20 protein-coding genes are annotated in these 18335 nt (G+C 66.9%); 15 read left to right on the forward strand and 5 right to left on the reverse strand.

Translation table 11 applies throughout. The annotated features are described in order from the left end of the window. Positions 1 to 26: 26 nt before the first annotated feature. Together tsaB and KQ910_RS08705 are read left to right on the forward strand one after the other, a co-directional pair. Positions 27 to 701 (forward strand): tRNA (adenosine(37)-N6)-threonylcarbamoyltransferase complex dimerization subunit type 1 TsaB, encoded by a 675-nt coding sequence (gene tsaB / locus KQ910_RS08700; RefSeq protein WP_216958379.1) that lies wholly within the window; start codon positions 27 to 29, stop codon positions 699 to 701. Next, positions 701 to 1171: a GNAT family N-acetyltransferase gene (locus KQ910_RS08705; protein ID WP_216958381.1), complete on the forward strand. Its 471-nt coding sequence runs from the start codon at positions 701 to 703 to the stop codon at positions 1169 to 1171. Before tsaB ends, KQ910_RS08705 begins: the two co-directional genes overlap by 1 nt. Here the strand turns inward: KQ910_RS08705 and KQ910_RS08710 are convergent, their stop codons facing one another. Continuing rightward, complete coding sequence (locus tag KQ910_RS08710) at positions 1172 to 1405, reverse strand: sulfurtransferase TusA family protein (RefSeq protein WP_068199089.1); 234 nt, start codon at positions 1403 to 1405, stop codon at positions 1172 to 1174. It lies immediately after the preceding gene. 44 nt (positions 1406 to 1449) lie between these two features. On the opposite strand from KQ910_RS08710, the gene KQ910_RS08715 reads away from it, so the two are divergent. The 6 genes from KQ910_RS08715 (at position 1450) to ybeY (ending at position 6543) form a co-directional block, all read left to right on the forward strand. Further along, positions 1450 to 1887: a Fur family transcriptional regulator gene (locus KQ910_RS08715; protein ID WP_068199091.1), complete on the forward strand. Its 438-nt coding sequence runs from the start codon at positions 1450 to 1452 to the stop codon at positions 1885 to 1887. A 66-nt stretch (positions 1888 to 1953) separates the two neighbouring features. After that, positions 1954 to 2796, forward strand: a complete 843-nt coding sequence (locus tag KQ910_RS08720; protein WP_216958383.1) for a GNAT family N-acetyltransferase — start codon at positions 1954 to 1956, stop codon at positions 2794 to 2796. Beyond that, a complete protein-coding gene (locus KQ910_RS08725) occupies positions 2789 to 3655 on the forward strand; it encodes a lysophospholipid acyltransferase family protein (RefSeq protein WP_216958385.1) in 867 nt (288 codons plus the stop codon). Before KQ910_RS08720 ends, KQ910_RS08725 begins: the two co-directional genes overlap by 8 nt. A gap of 44 nt (positions 3656 to 3699) precedes the next feature. Continuing rightward, complete coding sequence (miaB, locus tag KQ910_RS08730; protein WP_216958388.1) at positions 3700 to 5112, forward strand: tRNA (N6-isopentenyl adenosine(37)-C2)-methylthiotransferase MiaB; 1413 nt, start codon at positions 3700 to 3702, stop codon at positions 5110 to 5112. 41 nt (positions 5113 to 5153) lie between these two features. Further along, positions 5154 to 6083, forward strand: coding sequence for a PhoH family protein (locus tag KQ910_RS08735; RefSeq protein WP_216963703.1), 930 nt, complete (start codon positions 5154 to 5156; stop codon positions 6081 to 6083). Positions 6084 to 6108: 25 nt separating this feature from the next. Next, positions 6109 to 6543, forward strand: coding sequence for an rRNA maturation RNase YbeY (ybeY, locus tag KQ910_RS08740; protein WP_369408305.1), 435 nt, complete (start codon positions 6109 to 6111; stop codon positions 6541 to 6543). 224 nt (positions 6544 to 6767) lie between these two features. Here ybeY and KQ910_RS08745 read toward each other — a convergent pair whose 3' ends face one another. Beyond that, positions 6768 to 7598: an aldo/keto reductase gene (locus KQ910_RS08745; protein ID WP_216958392.1), complete on the reverse strand. Its 831-nt coding sequence runs from the start codon at positions 7596 to 7598 to the stop codon at positions 6768 to 6770. A 126-nt stretch (positions 7599 to 7724) separates the two neighbouring features. On the opposite strand from KQ910_RS08745, the gene KQ910_RS08750 reads away from it, so the two are divergent. From KQ910_RS08750 to KQ910_RS08770, 5 genes are all read left to right on the forward strand, one after another. After that, a complete protein-coding gene (locus KQ910_RS08750; protein ID WP_216958394.1) occupies positions 7725 to 8600 on the forward strand; it encodes a hemolysin family protein in 876 nt (291 codons plus the stop codon). A 15-nt stretch (positions 8601 to 8615) separates the two neighbouring features. After that, on the forward strand, positions 8616 to 10136 hold the full coding sequence (gene lnt / locus KQ910_RS08755; protein ID WP_216958396.1) for an apolipoprotein N-acyltransferase: 1521 nt from the start codon (positions 8616 to 8618) through the stop codon (positions 10134 to 10136). A 178-nt stretch (positions 10137 to 10314) separates the two neighbouring features. Beyond that, positions 10315 to 10785, forward strand: a complete 471-nt coding sequence (locus tag KQ910_RS08760) for a helix-turn-helix domain-containing protein (RefSeq protein ID WP_216958398.1) — start codon at positions 10315 to 10317, stop codon at positions 10783 to 10785. A 193-nt stretch (positions 10786 to 10978) separates the two neighbouring features. Further along, positions 10979 to 12265 carry a methionine adenosyltransferase gene (gene metK, locus KQ910_RS08765; protein WP_216958400.1) on the forward strand — a complete coding sequence of 429 codons (1287 nt, stop codon included), beginning with the start codon at positions 10979 to 10981 and terminating at the stop codon, positions 12263 to 12265. 110 nt (positions 12266 to 12375) lie between these two features. Beyond that, positions 12376 to 14574 carry a peptidase domain-containing ABC transporter gene (locus KQ910_RS08770; RefSeq protein ID WP_216958402.1) on the forward strand — a complete coding sequence of 733 codons (2199 nt, stop codon included), beginning with the start codon at positions 12376 to 12378 and terminating at the stop codon, positions 14572 to 14574. A 3-nt stretch (positions 14575 to 14577) separates the two neighbouring features. Here KQ910_RS08770 and KQ910_RS08775 read toward each other — a convergent pair whose 3' ends face one another. Genes KQ910_RS08775 through KQ910_RS08785 form a run of 3 tightly spaced genes read right to left on the reverse strand, consistent with a single transcriptional unit; the run spans position 14578 to position 16768 of the window. Then, complete coding sequence (locus tag KQ910_RS08775; protein WP_369408306.1) at positions 14578 to 15042, reverse strand: MmcB family DNA repair protein; 465 nt, start codon at positions 15040 to 15042, stop codon at positions 14578 to 14580. Positions 15043 to 15068: 26 nt separating this feature from the next. Beyond that, positions 15069 to 16274 carry a tetratricopeptide repeat protein gene (locus KQ910_RS08780; protein ID WP_216958406.1) on the reverse strand — a complete coding sequence of 402 codons (1206 nt, stop codon included), beginning with the start codon at positions 16272 to 16274 and terminating at the stop codon, positions 15069 to 15071. After that, a complete protein-coding gene (locus KQ910_RS08785; protein WP_216958408.1) occupies positions 16271 to 16768 on the reverse strand; it encodes an SEL1-like repeat protein in 498 nt (165 codons plus the stop codon). The genes KQ910_RS08780 and KQ910_RS08785 overlap by 4 nt, the downstream gene beginning before the upstream one ends. A 116-nt stretch (positions 16769 to 16884) precedes the next feature. On the opposite strand from KQ910_RS08785, the gene KQ910_RS08790 reads away from it, so the two are divergent. Both KQ910_RS08790 and KQ910_RS08795 read left to right on the forward strand, forming a co-directional pair. Continuing rightward, positions 16885 to 17265, forward strand: coding sequence for a hypothetical protein (locus tag KQ910_RS08790; RefSeq protein ID WP_216958410.1), 381 nt, complete (start codon positions 16885 to 16887; stop codon positions 17263 to 17265). Further along, the gene (locus tag KQ910_RS08795; protein WP_216958412.1) at positions 17262 to 18113 is read left to right on the forward strand and encodes an alpha/beta fold hydrolase; all 852 of its coding nucleotides are present in this window, start codon (positions 17262 to 17264) and stop codon (positions 18111 to 18113) included. The genes KQ910_RS08790 and KQ910_RS08795 overlap by 4 nt, the downstream gene beginning before the upstream one ends. Positions 18114 to 18335 lie beyond the last annotated feature (222 nt).

The raw sequence follows: 18335 nt of genomic DNA on the forward strand, positions 1-18335 counted from the left end.
GCCAGTACCCCGCGCGGTGGCTGCCTGTGAGCACTGTCCTCGCCTTCGATTGCGCGGTGAGCGGACAGGGCGTCGCGATCGTTCGTGACGGCGTTTCCCTCGTGACCCTCGTGGAAGAAGGGCGCGAACAGGCGGCACGACTCCTGCCGGCGATCGCCGCTGCACTCGACCAGGCCGGCGTCGCTCGACGCGAACTCGAGCTGATCGCCGTCACGACAGGTCCGGGAAGTTTCACGGGTGTGCGCGTCGGATTGTCGGCGGCGCGCGGCCTCGCGGTCGGTCTCGGCATTCCCCTGGCGGGGATTTCCACCACGACGGTGCTGCGCGCGCAGGCGCCCGCCACCGACCGGCTGGTGGTCGCCGCGGTCGACACCAAGCTCGGCGACTGGTTCTGCGCGATCGGCGAGGAGGCGTCGCCGTTCGCCGCGACCGCGGGGGATGTCGCGGCGCGTCTTGCCGGCCGCGCGTGCCTGATCGTGGGCAAGGATGTGGACCCGCTCGTCCAGTCGCTGCTGGCTGGCGGTCTCGATGCGGTTGCCCATGACGGCCCGCCCGATCCGGCCGTCCTCGGCCGCCTTGCCGAAAGCGTTGGCGTAGCGTCATGGCGTGACCGCAATAGCGACGAAGGCCTGCCGCGGCCTCTCTACCTGCGGGGCGTGAACATCACCCTGCCGGATGGCGCCCGCCGCACGGTCGAGTGATGGATGCCGGCTTCACGCTTGCCCGACTGGGCGCACTCGATCTCGATCGCGCGGCGCGCCTCCATCGCGAAGCCTTCGAGCCGATGGGGGAGCACGCCTGGACGCGGCGGGATCTTGCGGGCCTGCTGGCGTCGCCGGGAAGCGTCGGCTTCCTTCTGACGGAAGCGTCCTCCGACATCGGCATGGCCATCTCTCGCGTCGTGGCCGACGAGGCCGAACTTCTTACCGTCGCCGTCGATCCCGGCCATCGCCGCCGCGGTGCTGCCCGCCGGCTCCTCGATGCGGTGACAGGGCAAGCCCGTACCGGCGGTGCGAAGACGCTTTTCCTTGAAGTCGGTGCGGATAATCCGGGCGCCCGGACGCTCTACGATTCACTCGGGTTCGTCGTCGTGGGCAAACGCGCCGGCTATTATCCGCGGGCCGGGCGGGCAGCCGCGGACGCTTTCATCATGCGTCTCAGTCTCACCTGATCAGGCGCGCCGGATGATCACGATTTGGGCATCGCCATCGGCTTCGATGGACAGGATGGCATGGCCTTCGTCGCGCGCCGCGCGGGGCACGTTGCGCAAAGGCTCCTCGCCGCGAAGCCGTACGGCGAGGGTTTCCCCAGGCTGCATGCGTTCGAGCCTGAGCTTGGTCCGGACGAACGTCATGGGACAGACCTCGCCGGTAATGTCGATGTCATGGTCGGCCTGTATGGACATGTCCAACTATACCCCGAACGCCTGCCAGTGTAGGGTAGGCTGTCATGCCAGACCGGAAATCCAAACTCGAAGTCCTATGCGCAGAGCGCGGCCTCAAGATGACCGACCAGCGACGCGTGATCGCACGTGTGCTGTCGGAAGCGTCGGATCATCCCGACGTCGAGGCCGTGCATCGTCGCGCGACGGCGATCGATCCGAACATCTCGATCGCGACGGTGTACCGGACCGTGCGTCTGTTCGAGGAAGCGGGCATCCTTGCGAAGCACGACTTCGGCGACGGACGCGCGCGCTACGAGGAAACGCCGGACGAGCACCACGATCATCTGATCGACATCCAGAGCGGCAAGGTTGTGGAATTCCACAACGACGAGATCGAGGAGCTGCAGCGGAAGATCGCCGAAAAGGCGGGCTATCGGCTGGTTGGGCATCGCCTCGAGCTTTATGGCGTTCCCCTGGACGGGAAATCCGACCGCCAAAAATAAGTGGACTGGATCGGCGCCACCCCGATAATGGGCCCATGATCGGGGCGGCCCCCTTGCGGATTGTTCATGCGCATCGACCGCGTTGACAGCGAAGCCGAGCTTCTCGGACCGCCGGTTTCCAACGCGGAGATCGTGAAGGTCGTCGCTGGCGATTTCGAAGTTCGCCTGGCGCAGACTTCTGCTGAAATCGAAGCGGCGCAGGCTCTGCGTTTTCGCGTTTTCTATGAAGAAATGGCGGCGCATGCCTCGCCGGAGATGAAGGCGCTCGGCCGCGACTTCGATCCGTTCGACGAGGTCTGCGACCATCTGCTCGTGCTCGATCGCCGCCGCGGCGAGGGGCCGGAAGGCATCGTCGGCACCTATCGGCTGATCCGCCGGTCGGCGGCGCTCAAGATGGGCTGCTTCTATTCCTCGGCCGAATACGACATCCAGAAGATGATCGACTATCCGGGCGAGGTCCTGGAACTCGGCCGGTCCTGCATCGCGAGGGACGCGCGCAATACCGCGACGATGCAGATGCTGTGGCGCGGCATCGCGCTCTACGCCTACCACTACAACATCCAGGTCATGTTCGGCTGCGCCAGCCTGCCGGGCATCGACCCGGAACAGCACGCCCAGGCGCTGTCCTACCTCTATCATCACCATCTGGCGCCGCCCGACGTCCGCGTGCGCGCACTGCCGAGCCGCTACGTGAAGATGGATATGCTCGAGCCGGGCAGCTACGACCCGCGCAAGGCGATGGCGCGCGTTCCGCCGCTGATCAAGGGGTACCTGAGGCTGGGCGGCTTCGTCGGCGACGGCGCCGTGATCGACCACGAATTCAACAGCACCGACGTCTTCATCATCGTGAAGACCGAACTGGTGACGGAGAAGTACATCCGGCACTACGAACGCGGGATGCGTGAGTAGCGCGGCGGACGCTCCTTTCGCCGCGACCTGGATCGGCTCTCCCCTGCGTGGCGCTTTTCGGCTGTTGAGCTACCTGCTCCTGACGCTGGTCCTGCTGCCGTTCCATCTGCTGGCGCTCGCCTGCCGCATTACGCCTGTCGTGCGCTGGATGCCGGTGTTCTATCACCGCACGGTCTGCACGATTCTCGGGATCAAGGTGAAGGTGAACGGAGAGCGCTCGACCGTCACGCCGACGCTCTATGTCTGCAATCATGTCTCGTATCTGGACATCGAGGTGCTGGGCGGGCTGATCCCCGGAAGCTTCGTCGCCAAGGCCGAAGTCGCGACCTGGCCCTTCTTCAGCACCCTGGCCAAGGCGCAGCGCACGATCTTCGTCGAGCGACGCTCGAGCAAGACCAGCAACAGCCGCGACGAGATGCTGCAGCGGCTGAACACGGGCGACAATCTCATGCTGTTCCCCGAAGGGACCAGCAGCGACGGGACCCGTGTCCTGCCTTTCCGCAGCGCCCTTTTCGCCGTGGCGCAGTTGCGGCGCGACGAGCGGCCCATCGTGGTGCAGCCGGTCGCGATTTCCTACACGCGGCTCGACGGCATCCCGCTCGGTCGCTACTGGCGGCCCCTGTTCGCCTGGTTCGGCGATCTCGACCTGGTGCCGCACCTCTGGCAGATGGTCTGCCTCGGCGAGACCGAGGCGGTCGTCACCTTCTTCCCGCCCATCGACATCGACCAGCTTGGGGATCGGAAGAAGCTCGCGGAATACTGCTTCCGCCAGGTCTCCTCCGGCGTGCAGGCAGCGAATTCCGGCCGCCCCGAGCTGCTGCCGTCGCTGGCCGGGCCGGCTGCCGACCCTCGACCCTGATCGGCGACGGTGATAGATACCGCGCGTTCCAGCACCGGAGACCGATGAAGGACGTCCGCACCGACGGGCAGCCCAAGCGCGTGTTCATCCGCACTTACGGCTGTCAGATGAATGTCTACGACTCCGACCGCATGGCCGACGTCCTGCGGCCGCTGGGCTATGCGCTGGCCGAAGCGCCCGACCAGGCGGATCTGGTGGTGCTGAACACCTGCCATATTCGTGAGCACGCTTCCGAGAAGGTCTATTCCGAGCTGGGACGGTTGCGCGACCTCAAGACCGAACGCCGCGCCGAGGGCCGCGACTATACGATCGCCGTCGCAGGCTGCGTCGCCCAGGCCGAGGGCGAGGAGATCCTGCGCCGCCAGCCCGCCGTCGACATCGTGGTCGGCCCGCAGGCCTACCACCGTCTCCCCGAACTGCTGGCCCAGGTCGCGCGCAAGTCAGCCGCGGCGGGACCGGGCAAGCTCATGCCGGGCGCCGGCGTGCTGGACACGGAATTCCCGCCCGAGAGCAAGTTCGACCATCTGCCGTCGCCGCAGGGGATCCGGGCCGGCTCGGCGTTCCTGTCGATCCAGGAAGGCTGCGACAAGTTCTGCACCTTCTGCGTCGTGCCCTACACGCGCGGCATGGAATATTCGCGGCCGGTGGCGGCGGTGCTGGCCGAGGCGCGGCAGCTCGTGGCCGCCGGCGCGCTCGAACTCACGGTGCTGGGCCAGAACGTCAACGCCTATCACGGCGAGGGACCGGATGGGTCGACCTGGTCGCTGTCGCGCCTGGTGCGCGCGATCGGCGAGATTCCGGGCCTCGCGCGGCTTCGCTACACCACCTCCCATCCGCGCGACATGGACGACGACCTGATCGCCGCGCACGGCGACGTGCCGCAGCTCATGCCCTACCTGCACCTTCCGGTGCAGTCGGGATCGAACCGCATCCTCGACGCGATGAATCGCGGTCACGATCGCGACCTCTATCTCCGCATCGTCGAACGGCTGCGCAACGCGCGCGACGACCTTGCGTTGTCGTCGGACTTCATCGTTGGCTTTCCCGGTGAGAGCGATGCCGACTTCGACGAAACGATGCGGCTCATCCAGCAGGTGGGCTTCGCGTCGGCCTATGCCTTCCGCTACAGCCGCCGGCCGGGCACGCCCGGGGCGGCCTTGACCGACCAGGTGCCCGAGAACGTGAAGGTCGCGCGCCTCGCCGCGCTGCAGGCGCTCGTCGGGCAGCAGGCACGCGCGTTCAACGAATCGAAGGCCGGCTCCACCGTGCCCGTGCTGTTCGCCGAGCCCGGCCGCAAGGCGGGGCAGATCATGGGCAAGACACCGTGGCTGCAGTCGGTCTATGCGCAGGGCGACCCGCGCCTGTTCGGCCGCATCGTCGACGTGCGGCTGATCGAAGGCTACGCCAACAGCCTGCTGGGCGAGATCGTCACCGGCGACTACGAGGTGGCTGCGTGAGCGACCAGGCCGCCGGTACGCGCGCTGCCGACGTCCGGCGCATGACGTTCGACAACAATGCCCTGGTGGCTGTGCTCTACGGCAACCATGACCGCAATCTCGTTCGCATCGAGCAGCTCACGAACGCCCAGTTGAGCGCACGCGGCAACCAGCTTGCCATCACCGGCACGCCCGACGATGCCGCCATGGCGCAGAAGGCCATCGCAAGCCTCTACGAGCGGCTGAAGCGCGGCCTGTCGATCGAGAGCGCCGACATCGATGCCGCCGTGCGCTTTGCCCGCAGCGGTCCCGAAGGCGGCGACGCCGAGAGCATCCGCACGCGCAAGCGCACCATCCAGGCGCGTACGCCAGGCCAGCGCGGCTATCTCGCGGCGCTGCGCGAACGCGACATGGTGTTCGCGCTGGGACCCGCCGGCAGCGGCAAGACCTATCTCGCCGTCGCCATGGGTGTGTCGCTGCTGCTGGCCGGCAAGGTCGAGCGCATCGTGCTGTCGCGTCCCGCCGTCGAGGCGGGCGAGCGGCTGGGCTTCCTGCCCGGCGACATGAAGGAAAAGATCGATCCCTACCTGCGGCCGCTCTACGACGCGCTGCATGACATGATCCCGGCCGAGCAGATCGCGCACCGCATGGAATCGGGCGAGATCGAGATTGCGCCGCTGGCCTTCATGCGCGGCCGCACCTTGGCGCACTGCTACGTCATCCTCGACGAGGCGCAGAACACGACGCCGATGCAGATGCGCATGTTCCTGACGCGCCTCGGCGAAGGCTCGCGCATGGTCATCACCGGTGATCCCAGCCAGACCGACCTGCCGAACAACCAGAAGTCGGGCCTGAACGATGCCGTCGAGACATTGACGAACGTCGAAGGCGTGCGCTTCGTGCGGCTCACCTCGCAGGACGTCGTGCGCCACGATCTCGTGACGCGCATCGTCGATGCCTATGACGCCCGCGACAAGCAAGCCAAAGGCTAGGCCGTCGCTTCGCTGCACGGTGATCGTGCTGGACGAAGCGTGGTTGAAGGCGCTGCCCGACGCGGAAAAGCTCGCGCGCCGTGCCGCACGAGCTGCCTTCGCCGGCACGCGCCGTCGTGGCATGCGCTCGCTCAACGTCGCACTCGACGACGACAAGGGTGTGCGTGTGCTCAACGCGCGCGACCGCAAGAAGGACAAGCCGACCAACGTCCTGTCCTATCCCTCGGGCGAGCGTGATTTCCTGGGCGACATCGTACTGGCGCGCCAGACCGTCTGGCGTGAGGCGCGCGAACAGAAGAAGTCGCCGGCCGACCATTTCACGCACCTGGTCGTGCACGGCACGCTGCATCTGCTGGGCTACGACCACGAGACGGGCGAGGATGACGCCGAGCGCATGGAAGCGCTGGAGCGCCGCGTGCTGGCCAGGCTCGGGATCGCCGATCCGTATCTGGAGCGATAGAGAAGCCTTCGTCGGTTCGTCCGAGTAAGGATCCTTCGCTGCGCTCAGGATGACAGCTGCTTTTGAAGTGGCGCACTGCGCAAACCTCAACAACAGTGTCGTCCGAGCAAGGATCCTTCTCTGCGCTCAGGATGGCACCTGCTTTTGAAGTGGCGCACTGCGCAGACCCCAACAACAGTGTCATCCTGAGCGCAGCGAAGGATCCTTAATCCTGCCTCGCCGAGCTACAGCATCTCCAGCGGCTGCTTTGTTCGCGGCGGCGGAAAGGCGCGGTCGAGTTCGTGCAGGATTTCCGGGGTCAATTTTACCTGAAGCGCGGCGAAGTTTTCCTTCACGCGCTCGCGGTTGGATGACTTCGGGATCGTGACGACGCCCGGCTGGGCGAACAGCCAGGCCAGCGCCAGTTGCGCGGGCGTGCAGCCGACCTCGTCGGCGAGCTTCTTCAGCGGCGCCTTGCGCAGCAGGCCGCCCTGGTCGAGCGGCGAGTAGGCCATCAGCGGGATCGATCGCTTGCGCATCCACGGCAGCAGGTCGAACTCCGGGCCGCGGCGCGACAGGCAGTAAAGAACCTGGTTGGTGCCGGTCAGTCCCCCGTCGAGCCTCGCGGCATCCTGCATGTCATCGAGGTCGAAATTGCTGACGCCGAAATCGCCGATCTTTCCGGCATTCTTCAGTTTGTGGAACGCCTCGAACGTTTCCTCGATCCGCGCGCCGCCGCGCCAGTGCAGCAGATAGAGGTCGATGCGCTCCAGCCGCAGGCGCTTCAGGCTGCGCTCGCAGGCGGCGATGGTGCCGGCGCGCGAGGCGTTGTGCGGATAGACCTTGCTCACGATGTAGGGGCGGGTGCTGCGACCGTGCAGCGCGTCGCCGACGATTTCCTCGGCGCTGCCCTCGCCATACATCTCGGCGGTGTCGATCATCGGATAGCCGAGATCGAGCCCGTATTTGAGGGCATCGAGTTCTTCCGGCCGCCGGCGGGCGCTTTCGCCCATGCGCCACGTGCCGAGGCCGAGCGCCGGCATTTCGGCGCCGGAAGGAAGCTTGCAGGAACGCATCAAGAACTTCCCATGATTGCAACGCGGGGCCGATAGCCTATCTTACGGACCATGCCTGATTCCACAGCGCACAGTACCAAGCCGGGCCTCGGCCCGGCTTCGTCGACTGAGCCTCTTTCGACCCCGGTGACGACATCGCCGGCTTCCGATGTCCCTTCGAGTGGCGGCCTGCTGCGCGCCCTCCTGCGGCGCCTGCGCCGCAAGGATAAGAACGAAGCGGTTCGCGAAGCGATCGAGGAGCTGATCGAGGAGACGCCCGAGAGCGACACCCCTATCAGCGACGACCAGCGCGTCCTGCTCGCCAACATCCTGAAGCTGCGCGACAAGACCGTGGCCGACGTCATGGTGCCGCGGGTCGACATCGTGGGCATCGCCGCCGACACGCCGCTCGACGAGGTCGTGCGGCTGATCCAGGCCGAGGCGCATTCGCGCTATCCGATCTACCGCGAGTCGCTCGACGACGTGATCGGCATGATCCACATCAAGGACGTGCTGGCCTACTGGGGGAACTCCAAGAAGTTCAACCTGCGCGACATTCTGCGCCGCGTGGTGTTCGTGGCGCCGACCCTGCCGGTGCTCGACATGCTGCTCGACATGCGCCGCTCGCGCACGCACATGGCGCTGGTCGTCGACGAGTTCGGCGGCACCGACGGGCTTCTCACCATCGAGGATCTCGTCGAGGAGATCGTGGGCGAGATCGAGGACGAGCACGACGTCGCGCAGACGCCGACGGTCGCGCGCCGCGTCGACGGCACGATCGACGTCAACGGCCGCACCCCGATCGAACTCCTCGAGGAAGAGATCGGCAAGGTCCTGTCGGAAGACGAACGACGCGAAATCGACACGGTGGGCGGATTGATCTTCTCGCTGCTCGGCCGCATTCCCGAACGCGGCGAGGTGGTTCGTCATCCGTCGGGTGTGGAGTTCGAGATTCTCGATGTCGATCCCCGGCGCATCCGCCGCCTTCGCGTGCGGCCGCCGACGACGGCGCCCGCCGCCTGACCGCCGCCTGACGCGATGATGCTCAAGGGCTGGCGCGCCGCAGGCGTCGCCTTCCTGGCCGGTGCGCTTGCCGCGCTGGCCATGCCTCCTCTCTACTGGCTGCCGCTCGCCATCGTCGGCGCGGTGGTCTTCGTCTGGCTGTGGGACACCGCGGCCGGGCCGAAGAGCGCCCTTCTGCGGGGCTGGGCCTGGGGAACCGGCCATTTCGCCGTCGGCTCCTACTGGATCGTCGAGGCTTTCTTCGTCCCGCCGGCCGACTACGGTCCGCTGGGGCCGCCCATCGTCATCGGGCTGGCGGCGCTGCTCGGCTTCTTTCCCGGCATGGCGGCCGGCGCCGCCAAATGGGCCGCCGAACGCTGGCCCAAGCTGGGCGGGCGGTATGCACGCCTGGTGCTGCTCGCCATCTCGTGGACGGTTGCGGAGTGGCTGCGCGGCCACGTCTTCACCGGCTATTCTTGGAATCCCCTGGCACATGTCTGGGCCTTCGCCGTTCCTCTCCTGCAGGGGGCGGCGCTGTTTGGGGTCTACGGGCTCGGCCTGCTCACCTTCATGATCCTGGCCGCGCCGGCGGCAGGCTGGCGGGCCTCGCTGCTCGCTCTGGTCGTCGTGGCAGGTGCTGGCTTCGCGGGGCAATCGGTCATGGTCCCGGTCGAGATGGGCGACGGACCGCTGGTGCGCATCGTCCAGCCGAACACGCCGCAGGCGGAGAAATGGCGGCCCGAGAACCGCACGCGTCAATTGAACAAGCTCGTCGACATGAGCCGCCGTGACGGGTTCGACAAGTTGTCGGCCGTCATCTGGCCCGAGACGGCGCCGCCCTTCATCGTCGAACCGGGATCGCCGGCGCTGGAGGTGATGGCGAAAGCCGTACCGCCCGACGGCTACCTGCTCACCGGCGCGGCGCGCGGAACCGGCAAGCGTGACGAGGGGGTCTGGAACTCCCTGCTGGTCATCGACAAGGCCGGCACGATCGTCGCCACCTACGACAAGGTGCACCTGGTCCCCCTCGGCGAGTACATCCCGTTCCACAAGCAACTCGCGCCGGTCTCCGGCTTCATCGGCCGGGGCTCGTTCGAGGAGGGGCTGTCGAGGGTGACGCTCGACCTGCCGCGCCTGCCGTCCTTCTCGCCGATCATCTGCTACGAGGTGATCTTTCCGGCCGCCGTGACCGGTCCCGGCGCGCGGCCGCGCTGGCTGCTGAACGTGACCAACGATGCCTGGTTCGGCCTGTCGAGCGGCCCGTACCAGCACCTCGCCAGCGCGCGCCTGCGCGCCGTCGAGGAGGGCCTGCCGATGATCCGGGCCGCCAACACCGGCGTCTCCGCGGTGATCGATGCCTACGGCCGGGTGCTGGCGGCCCTCGACATGCAGCAGGAAGGGATCATCGACCACCGCATCCCGGCCACCCGGGAGCCCACGCCCTACGGTCGCTGGGGGGACGCGATGCTTCTGGCGCTCCTGCTTCTGGCCGGTGCCGTTCTTGCGCTCATCGTTCGCTTCACATCGAGTGAAATATCAAGAATTTCAAGCCGTTAACGATCAGGTTCGGCTTGCATTAGAATTTTGGGCGGCATAAGTAATATGCACTCTGCGCGTGTAGATATGCATTTTTGCACATGTTGATTTGTCGGCATTCACTGCACGCCATTCGGCCACGATTGAGCCGTATCGGCGTCTGTCTCGTGTTTTAGCGTTCTGAAGGAGTAGGGAACTGATGGCCAAGTCGCATCCCGTTGATGTTCACGTCGGAGCGCGGATGCGCCAGCGGCGCACACTCCTCGGCATGAGCCAGGAGAAGCTCGGGACCGCGGTCGGCCTCACTTTCCAGCAGATCCAGAAGTACGAGCGCGGCTCCAACCGCATCGGTTCGAGCCGCCTGTTCGAGTTCGCCAAGGTCCTCGACGTGCCGGTTTCCTATTTCTTCGATGAGATGCCCGCGAACGCGCTGGCCGGCCGGCCGATGTCGGGCCGCGGCAAGAAGGGCGGTTTCGGCGAAGCCGGTACGCCGTTCGAGCAGGAAAAGGATCCGCTCATCAAGCGCGAAACCCTCGAACTCGTGCGCGCCTACTACAAGATCGGCGAGAGCCGCGTGCGCAAGCGGATCTTCGAGATGGTGAAGGCCGTGGGTGCGGCAAGCCACGCCGAGACGGTCGGCGGCCGCAAGGGACGGCAGCCCCGCGCCTGAACGGCGCAGGAAATAGGCCCGCGATCCTCTTGATTTCCACTGCCATTTGGCGTTTTTAACCAACCGTGGTCCCGATGGGCGGGACCGCCGCGGACGGATTTGGACGACTTGCCACCGCGAAAATAAAGGCTAAGCCGGCCGTTGGCGGAAGCACCGCCCTGCCCGGAGTCCATGCGAACTTTGGGAGGGATCTTTGGCGCTCAAGGACTACATCTTCACCAGCGAGTCGGTTTCGGAAGGCCATCCGGACAAGGTCGCGGACCAGATTTCCGATGCGATCCTGGACGCGTTCATCGCCAACGACGTGAAGCTCGGCCACGCCGACGACAGCCACGCCAACACCCGCCTCGGCTGCGAGACGCTGGTCACGACCAACAAGATCGTTATCGCCGGCGAAGGCCGCGCCTCCGAGCCGTTCATGAAGAAGTACGGCAAGCAGACGGTCGTGAACCGTGAGGCGATCGGCGAGATCGCCCGTAACGTCGTGCGCGACATCGGCTACGACCAGGACGGCTTCTCGTTCCATGGCGCCGACGTGGAAGTGCTGCTGCACGGCCAGTCGCCCGACATCGCGATGGGTGTGGATGCCAAGAAGAAGGGCGGCAACCTCGGCGAACAGGAAGGCGCGGGCGACCAGGGCCTGATGTTCGGCTTCGCCTGCCGCGACAGCGAGGAATACGAGAAGGGCTCGTTCATGCCCGCTCCGATCTTCTTCTCGCACAAGATCCTCGAAGTGCTGAGCAAGGCCCGCCGCTCGGGCGAGCTGGGCGACCTGCAGCCCGACGCCAAGAGCCAGGTCACGGTGCGCTATGTCGACGGCAAGGCCGTCGGCGCCACCAAGGTCGTCGTTTCGACCCAGCACCGCGAAGCCAACAAGAAGGGCAAGAAGTACAATTCGGGCATGATCCGCGAGATGATCTCGGGTCACGTCGAGAAGTCGCTGCCCAAGGGCTGGATGCCCAAGAAGGCAGCTGACTTCTTCGTCAACCCGACCGGCAACTTCGTCGTCGGCGGTCCCGATGGCGATTGCGGCCTCACCGGCCGCAAGATCATCGTCGACACCTACGGCGGCTTCGCGCCGCACGGCGGCGGTGCGTTCTCCGGCAAGGACCCGACCAAGGTCGACCGCTCGGCCGCGTATGCCGCGCGCTACCTCGCCAAGAACGTCGTGGCCGCCGGTCTCGCCGACCGCTGCCTGATCCAGGTGGCCTACGCGATCGGCGTCGCCGATCCGATGTCGCTCTATGTGAACACCGAAGGCACCGGCAAGGTCGACGAGCGCAAGCTCGAGAAGGTCCTGTCGGATCTCTTCCCGCTGCGTCCGACCAACATTCGCCGTTCGCTGCAGCTCAACAAGCCGATCTATCAGCGCACGGCGGCCTACGGCCACTTCGGTCGCAAGCCGGAGAAGGACGGCGGCTTCTCCTGGGAGCGCACCGATCTCGTGGCCGAACTGAAGCGCGCCTTCGGCGCCCGCTAGGTCTTCGATCTTCGTGAAAGCGAGGGCGCACGCCGCAAGGCGTGCGCCCTTTGCTTTAGGGAACGCCGCTACATAATTGAATCCAAGGGTATTTCTGGTACCCTTGGCGAATGGCTCCTCTCGAGAACGGCGGCTTCCAGCAGCCCGGATGGGATGAGGCGGGCCATCTGCGCGTCGACCCGCTCATGAGGGCGCTGCTCTACGTCGCCCAGCAGGTCGGCCGCCCGGTCAGCGAGGCCGACATCCGTCGGTTCGTGGCCGTACCCTCCACCGGTCTGGACGAGGCTTCCTTCCTGACCGCCGCGACACGGCTCGGCCTCGACGGCGAGGCGATCGATCTTGCCGCCCGACCGTTCGACGAATTGTCGCTTCCCTTTGCCGTCGTCGGAGCCGCCGGAACGGTCCATGTCGTGGTCTCGGGCCGCGCCAACGGCTGGACCGTGCTCGATGTGGTCGAAGGGCGCGTCTGGCAAGCGACGGCGCAGGAGGCGCGCGCCCTCGGGCGGCGTGCCCTGTTGCTGCGCCAGCCGCTGGGGCCGCGTCCGTCGGAACAATGGTACGCGCCGCTGTGGGCGCGCGTGCGGCCGGTCGTCTTCAAGCTCGCGGCCGCATCGTTCTTCATCAACGTGCTCGGCCTTCTCACGCCGCTCTTCATGATGCTGGTGGTCAACGCGGTGATCGCCGGTCGGCCACCCGAAGGCATCTGGCCGGCGATGGCGGTGCTGTGCGCCGGCATGCTCGTCGCGTACACCGCCGACTTCGGCTTGCGCGTCGCGCGTGGCTGGTTGTCGACCAGGACCGGCGCGCGGCTCGATGTATTGATGAGCGCCGAGGTGCTGCATCACCTGATGGCGCTGCCCTACAGTCATTTCGAGCGCACGCCGTCGGGCGTCATTGCCGAGCGCCTGCGCCAGCTCGACGTCCTGCGCGGCTTCTTCACCGGGCAGATGCCGGCGCTGGCGATCGACCTGCTGTTCGTCGTGATCTTCCTGATCGCCACCTTCGCCCTCAGCGCGACGCTCGGTCTCGTCGCGGCGCTGGCCATCCCCGTGCTGATCGCGGTCTCGCTTGCCGGTCATCGGGCCCAGCGGCGGCTGGCCGACGAGACTTTCCAGGCGCTCGCGGCCAAGAGCTCGACGTTGACGGAGACCGTCGCCAACGCCGCCACCATCAAGGCACTGGGGCTCGAAGCGGAAGTCGAGAAGCGCTGGCAGGCGCGGGTGGAGCAATCGGCCCGCACCAGCCTGCGCGCCAGCAACCTCGCCAACATCGCCGCCAGCGCATCGGGCACGTTGCAGCTCGTGGCGTCGCTGGTGATCGTCACGATCGGCATTGGCGAGATCGCCGATCACCGCCTCACGATCGGCGCGCTCATCGCGGCCAACATGCTGGCCGTCCGCGCGTTGCAGCCGATGCGCCAGCTGGCCGGTGCCTGGCACCAGCTCCAGGCGGTGGGTGCCGCCTTCAAGCGCATCGACGAGCTGATGCGCGAGGCGCCCGAGACGCCTCCTGGCGAGTTCGCGCCGATGCCGGCGCTGGTGGGCGACATCGCGCTGGAGCGCGTCACCTACCGCGCTCACGATCGCGGGCAGCCCATCCTGCGCGAGGCCGATCTCGCGATCTCGGCGGGGGAGATCATCGGTCTCGTGGGACCGTCGGGGTCGGGCAAGACCACCATCGCCAATCTCGTCCAGGGCCTCGTCAGTCCGAGCGACGGCCGCGTGCTGGTCGACGGCACCGACATCGCCCATATCTCCCCGGCGCAACTGCGCGCGCAGATCGGCGCGGTGCCGCAGGACCTTCAGCTCTTCACCGGAACGGTGCGCGACAACATCGCGATGGGCGTCGCCGACAAGGATCCCGGTCGCGTCGTGGCCGTCGCGCGTTTCGTGGGCGCGCACGATTTCATCCAGCGCCTGCCCAAGGGCTACAACACCGTGCTGGGCGAACGCGGGCAGGGTCTCTCGACCGGACAGCGCCAGCTTCTCTGCATCGCGCGCGCGCTGATCCGCAATCCGCGAATCCTGATCCTCGACGAGGCGACCAGCGCGCTCGATCCCGCCACCGAAGAGCAGCTCCTGCGTCAGCTCAAGGCCAACACGCGCGGCCGCACCGTCATCATGATCACCCACCGTCTCGCGCCGCTCGCCATCGCCGATCGCGTGGCGCTGGTGATGGATGGGCGCATCGAACGGGTCGGTCCGCCGACCGATGTGATGGCCTATGCGCGCATCCGCATGGCCGAGGCCAGCCGTGGCCAGACGCCGGGGGCTCCCACGTCCGTGCCGTCGCGCCCGATGCCGGGTTGAACGTCAGGCGAAGTCGACGAACTCCGGGTCCTCGAGGCGCGCCAGCCGCTCCGATGCGAGGCGGGCGCAGTCGATGAGGAGCGCCTTGCGTCGCGCCGCCGTCACCGGGTGGCGTGCGGGATGACGCAGGATCTCGCCGCCATAGGCATCGGCGACGATCAGGCCGACCTTCTCGGGGATCAGCGATTGCGGGAAGTCGACCGGCACGGCGAAGTAGAGCTGGTCGCACCAGGCGAGATAGTCCGGCCATTTCTGGTCCACGCGCCAGTCCTCGATCGAGGATTTCACCTCGACGATGGTGAGTTCGCCGCTGCCGGCGATCGCCACGATGTCGGCGCGCCGTCCGTCGGGCAGCGGCAGTTCGCGCAACACGGTACGGCCGGACTGGCGCATCAGGCGGCAGGCCCCGCGGCAGACCGCGAGGGTGATGTCGGGACGCGTCTGGCGCGCGACGGTAGGTATGTCCACGGGCGGCGTGTCCACGGGCGATCAGGTCAGCGCCGGACCTGCACGAGGCGCGGCATGCCTTCGTCGAGTGGAAGTTCGGAGGTCGGCTTGAACGCCTGCGCCAGCGCCTCGCCCCGCTTGCGGTCGCGATCGGATATCTTGTCTCCAGCCTTCTCGCGGACGGCGCGGGATTCCGGGTGACCGCCGCGTTCGGCGAGGAACAGCCACTTGAAGGCCTCGACCGGATCGCTGGTCCCGGCGCTGCCGGTCAACAGCATGACGCCGAGCGCCTGCTGCGCCTCGGGCAGTCCCTGCTGCGCGGCGCGGCCGTACCAGAGCTGCGCCTGGACGGGATCGCGCGGCACGCCGGAGCCAGCGAGATAGGCATTGGCGAGCTTGAACTGGCCCGACGGCACGCCTGCATTGGCCGCCGCCTGGTACCAGCTCAACGCCGACTTCAGGATCTTCTCGTTGGCCGCCTTGTCGCGCGTGGCCGGCGTGCGGACCGCCATGTCGCCCAGCGCCAGTGCCGCCTCGGGGACGCCGTTCTGCTGGGCCTGGACCAGCCAGCGTTGCGCCGCGGCAGGGTCCTGCTTCACACCCGACCCCTCGGCCAGAGCCAGGCCGTAGCGCAGGGCGGCGAGCATGTGACCCCGCTCGGCGGCCTGGCGGAAGAGATCGGCTGCCCGCGTCGGATCGGCCGACGCGGGTGGCGCATTCTCCGCCATCGCCCGCCCAAGCGCATAAGTCGCGTAGGGGTTACCATCGGCGGCGGCCTTCTCCAGCCAGGCGCGGGCCTGCATCAGATCACGGGGCACGCCCTGGCCGCGAAGATAGATCAGCCCGAGATTGAGTTGCGCGCGACGATGGCCCTGGGCTGCGGCCTTTTCGAAAAACTCCACGGCGCGCGCGGGATTGCGCGCCATGCCGGCCTCGCCATTCATGAGGGCGAGCGCCAGCCGGTGCTGGCCTTCGGCCGATCCCGCATCGGCGGCGCGCTGGATGAGGTTCAGCCCTTCGGCCTTGGCCCCGCGATCGATCAGGATCGCACCCAGCCAGGCAGAGGCATCGGCATTCGACGACCCGAGCGAGCGGAGCGCCCGCTCCGCGGTTGCCGTATCGCCCTGCCGATACGCCGAGACGGCGGGACGCAGCGGTGCGGCCACGTCCGAGGCATCAGTGGATTGCTGGGCTTGCGCGGAAGCACCCGCGGCAACGAGTGCCGCGACGAGCGCCAGCCGCGCCGCGATCATTTCGTCTTGAACTGGTAGGCGAGCGCTGCGGCCTTTGCCTTCTCGATTTCGTCGGCCGGCAGTTCGCGCGCCGCCTGCTCGAGTGCGAGGTTGGCGTTGGGCACGTTCCAGCGGTCGGCGATCGCGCACCACTTGTAGGCCTCGAAGAGGCTCTTCGGCACACCCTTGCCCTCGGCATAGGCACCGGCCAGCGGGATCATGGCCGGGAGATAGCCGCGCTCCGAAGCATCCAGCAGCAGGGGCGTCGCCTTGCTGATGTCGAACAGCTTGGATTCGGCGTTACCGTAGATATAGAGGCCCAGCAGGAACTGGGCGCGCGGGTCGCGCTCCTTTGCGAGGACCTGCAGTTCCTTCTCGGCCGCCACGGGATCGCCTGCCTGCAGGGCCTTGACCGCCTCTTCCATGCCGGCGGTGGCCGGCTGGGCCGCGGCGGCCAGCAACAGGGCGGCCCCGGCGAGGGGCAGGAGGGCGCGGACGGAACGAACGAAAGGCACGGAGAAGCTCCCGGATGGCGCGGCGGGTATTGCGGAATGACGGACCGTCTAGCATGGAATTGAGGCCGAAACACGAAACCCGGCAGGCCATGGGCCGGGGAAGACGGGGAGGAAACATGCTCGAGAAACTTGCGGGCCTGGTGAACGACGACGAAGTGCTGGTGCGACGGGGCCGTCATCTCACGGGCGCGTTCCTGGTCGAGGCCCGTCCCCGGTCCTGGCTGATCCATGTGCTGCGCGGGCGGATCGAGAAAGTCGAGGAAGGGCCGTTCGTCATGCCGTCCTGGCGCTTCGCCCTGCGCGCCGACGAATCGGACTGGCAGCGCTTCTGGCAAGCGCGTCCGGCGCCGGGCGAGCATGATCTGCTGGCGCTGGTGCGTCGCGGCCTGATGAAATTCGAGGGCGACCTCCAGCCCCTGATGGCGAACCTGCTCTATCTGAAGGGGGTCCTCGAGGCGCCGCGGGCGCTGGCCACGTCCAGGGGAGCCGCGCAATGACCGCCGCCCTCGAGCCAATCGTCGGTCGCTATCTCTCGCTCGATTTCGAAGGCCGTCGCTACCGCGTCTATTTCGAGGAAGCGGGCGAGGGGATCCCGCTGATCTGCCTGCACACCGCCGGTTCCGACGGCCGGCAGTATCGCGGTGTCCTGAACGACGCCGAGGTGACGAAGCACTTTCGCGTCATTGCGTTCGATATGCCCCGGCACGGCAAGTCGTCGCCGCCGCACGGTTTCGAGCGCGATGAATATCTTCTGACCAGGGATTTCTACACCGCGTTCGTCATCGCCTTCGCAGATGCCCTGTCGTTGGAGCGACCGGTGGTCATGGGTTGCTCGATCGGCGGTCGTCTGGTCCTCAACCTTGCCGCCCTGCATGCCGACCGCTTTCGCGCCCTGGTCGGGTTGCAGGCGTCCGCCCATGTCGCGCCCTACTACGACACGGAGTGGCTGCATCACGCGGATGTCCATGGAGGCGAGGTCTGCGCCGGGATCGTTTCCGGCCTCGTGGGACCCGATGCCCCGGATGCCCACCGCTGGGAAACGCTCTGGCACTACATGCAGGGCGGTCCGGGGGTCTTCAAAGGCGACCTGCATTTCTACAAGGTCGACGGGGACCTTCGTCAGCGGATTGCCGCGATCGATGCCCGGCGCTGTCCGCTCTTCCTGCTTACCGGGGAGTATGACTATTCCTGCTCGCCGGCCGAGACCGAGGAGGTCGCCGCCATGGTGCCGGGCGCGACATGCATCATCATGCCCGGCCTCGGCCATTTCCCGATGAGCGAGGATCCCGACCGCTTCCTGGATCACCTGCGGCCGGTTCTCGACCGGATCGCAAAGCCGGGATAATTGCAGCGAAAAGCGTCGCGCCTGTCGGTTCAGGCGACCGCTACGCCTTGAAAAATATAGAGAAAACCGCAGTTTTCGCTGAATGCGCGCGATCCCTGCGTACCCTTTTTCGACTATCTTGCGTTGTTCTTGTGTAGGAATTATTGAACATTATCGGAGCGGTCCGGAGGCAGATATGCAATTTTGCAACTAACTGCCTTTCAGGACGGCTGTTACAGTCTG

The organism is Reyranella humidisoli, from assembly GCF_019039055.1.
Taxonomy (GTDB): Bacteria; Pseudomonadota; Alphaproteobacteria; order Reyranellales; family Reyranellaceae; genus Reyranella; species Reyranella humidisoli.